1 protein-coding gene and 2 pseudogenes are annotated in these 2,629 nt (G+C 57.6%); all 3 read right to left on the reverse strand.

Annotated features, from left to right (window positions below; translation table 11 throughout):
- Positions 1–683: 683 nt before the first annotated feature.
- Positions 684–1,391 (reverse strand): annotated as a pseudogene (locus HV796_RS41550) (transposase); the annotation flags it as partial.
- Positions 1,370–1,516 carry a hypothetical protein gene (locus tag HV796_RS46340; RefSeq protein WP_425497120.1) on the reverse strand — a complete coding sequence of 49 codons (147 nt, stop codon included), beginning with the start codon at positions 1,514–1,516 and terminating at the stop codon, positions 1,370–1,372. The pseudogene HV796_RS41550 and the gene HV796_RS46340, both read right to left, overlap by 22 nt.
- Before the next feature lie 45 nt (positions 1,517–1,561).
- Positions 1,562–2,334 (reverse strand): annotated as a pseudogene (locus HV796_RS41555) (IS110 family RNA-guided transposase); the annotation flags it as partial.
- Between the last annotated feature and the right edge of the window lie 295 nt (positions 2,335–2,629).

Raw genomic sequence — 2,629 nt, forward strand, 5'->3', positions numbered from 1 at the left:
TCCAGCACTGCTGGTCTCTGTCATCAAAGTGGTCCCCACTACTCGAAGTGATGGACATCACTTTGGACTCACGCGGGTACCCTGTCGATGCGGCCTCGAAATGACGCTTACGCTTAATGAAAGTCAATACTTGGACCCATCCTCGTCCGCCACTTTACCCACCTGAAGCATGCCACGCCTGCAGGGATGACAGCTTCGCGCAAGTGAGTGTTGGACACCGAGACTGATCGGGTCCACCAGGATCGTAGTAAGCAGCAGGTTTTGTTTTTCACTATCTGACTGGTCGTGGACAAGTGGCGTCGGCCGGACCCTGAATAACTCCGCCTGTGAATCTTGTGCCGCCTGAGAGCATCGACCAGAATAAAGCGTTCGCGAGTCCGCCATCGGTGCTGATATGACTTTCTGCGTCAATCGCGACATCCAGGTTTTCGGTTTTTCCATAGGCAAAGGAATTTCCTGAGGGCGACGTAGCAGTGAGACCGAGGGTGAATCACGCTGATATCCGCGGGTTGGGTCGCGTGTTACAGAGGTCCGTTATGTGAGCCTGCCACTTTCTTACGCCGCGAATCGAGCCTGCTGTCTGCCGTCGCGAAGCGCCGCCGGGGGTCGCTCTTGTACCGGGTGTCGCCGCCTTCAGGGAACTCCCGAGAACGTTTTGAAATGATTGGTTAGCCTCAGGTCTGTTATGCCGGCTGCGCAGTGCACCGCGACAATGCGAGCGACATTGCCAGGCGGCCGATATCCCGGATAAAGCCCGCCAGTTCCCGGGCAACCGCTACCATGACAACGCTTACATTCTCGCCTCGCGTCGTGAATTTGCGATACTTCTTGCATGGTCGGAGCTGGGCATCTCACGCCGTTCAATGATCGCCTTCGGAATACCTTCGTGTCGACGCTGCAGCGTTTTGCCTGCGCGCGCCGGATGCCGGTAACTCCACCCGGCTTCGACCGGTAGCTTTCCTGCATAGCTGTTGCCAGCCTTGATGACACCGCCCTGGCGTCGCGTGCCTCCGGACGACTGCTCCGAAGGCGTGATGCCCGGCCAGGCTATCAACTGGCGTGGATACTCGAAGCCTGGCAGATGGCCCGGCTCGGAGATCATGCCCACTGCCGTAATGAACTGGATGCCGTGCATCGCCTGTAACGCCAGCACTGCCTGATAGAAACGCCACTCGCGCACGGCTTCGCGCAACGCCACTTCCAGCCGTTCACACCGCGCTAACCGGTCCTCGATTGTGCGTCGATGCTCCTCAAACGCGAGTTGCCTCCATGCAGTCTCGAAGGAGTATTTTGCTCAGCCAGCGTCGATGTGTGGCGCCCCAGTCCGTGCGGCCGATGTAGTGCACACCGTGAGAGTGCAGGAAGGACTTCAGTCGCTGTCGCGCTTGCCGATTTCCGTTGGCGTTGTGCCGATCCGGCCCATCGACTCGATTTCTCCCCCGTCAATCGCATAGGCAATCGTGATCGATTCCTTATGCACAGCCAGTCCAACCCACGCCGTGCTATAGTTTCCCATGCAGGTCTCCGTAGTGGAACTGCTGGGTTGTGGCCTGCAAAATCACCTTGCCCCCGAGCCCGTCTGCTTGGGTACAAGACCGGCCCGCGCCGCAAACTCCCTTCCAGAACTGAAGGCCTTCGGATCACCCATTGTCGCGACGGCGGCTGTAACGGTCAGCAACCCCACACCCGGGATGTCGCTGATGGCCTTGACTGCCTTGTCCTCTTTCTTACAATCCCGCATCCGGCGTTCGATCCGCCCAACCTGCTCATCAAACTTCGTCAATCCATTCCATTGCTCACGAAGCGAGTCGATGACAACTGCAAGTAGTCGCTCGGCAACACGTTCCAGTACGCTGGGAATAGCCTTGTCAAGAGCAGCACGACTTTTCCCCATTACCTCTCCATACTCCGTTAGTAGTCTCCGCAGTTGTTAACCTGCATCGTACGAAATTTGATGCGTTGCTGACGCATGCGGCGCAGCGCCAACATCGCCTGTTGCGTCTGGGCGTTCACAGCGACTGGCTTGCCTGGTTGCTGAACGGCGAGCCAGATAGCGCGCGTCAGCGGCATCACTCTTGTTGCAAATGTTGAAAGCCTTGGCGAATCCCGCGGGAACTAGTTTGACTCCGTGCCCCATCTTGATTAGCTCCGTGCCCAGTGATCCGCACTGCCACATGCTTCCATTCCAATGAGGCATGGCGCACGATTCGCGAAATGTTCAAGAAACATAGATCGCTTGATCGGCTTATTTATGATCTCTCCGCTTTCCGGATCAACGTAGTCCACCAGGAAAACCAGGCTGTCGATGTCAACGCCTACGGCCATACTATTCATTGCGGATCCTCCGGTCGCCGGAAAATGCATGCATTTTCCACCCGGGCACTTCGATGCCGTTCGCCCGTGAGGATCCACCGTCCTGTTTTCCTCACTCGGTCACGGGTGGTCGGAGTAGGAACGATTGTTGCCCATCACCCCCTCCACAGATCCGTACGTGCGGAGCTACCGCATACGGCTCTCCATGAACGCGTCCCGCTTTGCAACAGCTTTCGCGTGTTCGGACTGACAGGATGGGCTGCAGCTCTCTATCCGGCCTTGTTGCAGCCGGTAATGCCCGCTGCGGGCCTCTATG

It is taken from the genome of Paraburkholderia humisilvae, from assembly GCF_902859855.1.
GTDB classification, from domain to species: Bacteria; Pseudomonadota; Gammaproteobacteria; order Burkholderiales; family Burkholderiaceae; genus Paraburkholderia; species Paraburkholderia humisilvae.